The sequence below is a fragment of the Psychrobacter sp. TB20-MNA-CIBAN-0197 genome (genome assembly GCF_040309765.1).
GTDB classification, from domain to species: domain Bacteria; phylum Pseudomonadota; class Gammaproteobacteria; order Pseudomonadales; family Moraxellaceae; genus Psychrobacter; species Psychrobacter submarinus.
The window spans coordinates 1-969 of sequence record NZ_JBEOPC010000074.1 but is presented as its reverse complement, the minus strand read 5'-3'; the positions used below and the strand labels follow the sequence as shown (position 1 = coordinate 969).

At 44.2% G+C, this 969-nt stretch carries 2 protein-coding genes; both read right to left on the bottom strand.

Features of this window, described 5'->3' with window-relative positions; translation table 11 throughout:
* Positions 1-13: 13 nt before the first annotated feature.
* Entirely contained in the window at positions 14-262 is a 249-nt protein-coding gene (locus AAEY83_RS12690) for a restriction endonuclease subunit S domain-containing protein (protein WP_025643749.1), read from the bottom strand.
* A partial coding sequence (locus tag AAEY83_RS12685; RefSeq protein ID WP_351059237.1) for a type II toxin-antitoxin system death-on-curing family toxin occupies positions 262-969 on the bottom strand: 708 nt, incomplete at its 5' end. The genes AAEY83_RS12685 and AAEY83_RS12690, both read right to left, overlap by 1 nt.

Sequence of the window (969 nt, the reverse complement as noted above, 5' to 3'; positions counted from 1 at the left end):
TTTGGCATGGTTCTTAGACAACGATGAATGTTCTTCTTATTTTAATTCCCTCTGCTACTTTTGCAAGAGGTCTATTAAATTCTGATTCGCATATTTTCCTTGTATGCATAGACGCGCCACTAATAAGTGGTATATCACCCATCCAGTAATCTTTGTTTTTTTTTGAGGGAGTACCACCAGAAGCCCATAGAGTTAAATTAATCAGGTTGTTTTTTTCTAAATACCCATCAAACTCTTTAAACCGCAATTTTGGCGTTGCCATCACATTACATCCTTATCTTGTATCACCAGTAGATTCATCACCAGACGGATGAGCACTTCTTTTTGAGTGGGGTCTGATTCAGCGATCAGCAGTGTGAGCGCTGCAAGCCCTGTATCATTGATGATGGCAGTGCCCTCGTCATTAAATAAGCGGTTATTACGGTATAAAAAATCAACAAATAAGAACGCTGCACTGCGCTTATTACCATCAGCAAAAGGATGGTTTTTGACGACAAAATATAACAGATGCGCCGCCTTGGATTCGATACTGGGGTAAACTTCCTCACCAAACGCCGTTTGTTGAATATTACCCAATATGGCAGCCAGTCCATCACCGCGAGGCTTAGCAAATAGGTCTGTGGCCTCTTTTTTATCCATCAGGTTTGATTTGAGCTGATTCAGTGCCTGCATGGCACTTGGTGCGTCTAAAACCTCGCCGCCTGGTTGCCCCACAGGCTCATGCAACAAACCCTCATCGTAGCGCTGCAACCATAAAAAAGTTTGGGTGTAGCGGCTGATAATCTCGACCAACCCCAGCGCGCTGTCTTTGCTATGCTGCTCAGATTGAGCCGTTTTTTTGATTAAGGCGATGGCTTGCTCAAGCTCAGCGGTGTTTTGCTGCAAACGCTGTTGATTAATGCTAAAGCCTTGGATGAGATGCTCTTTTAAGATGCGCGTCGCCCATTTGCGAAACATCACGCCTTGCTT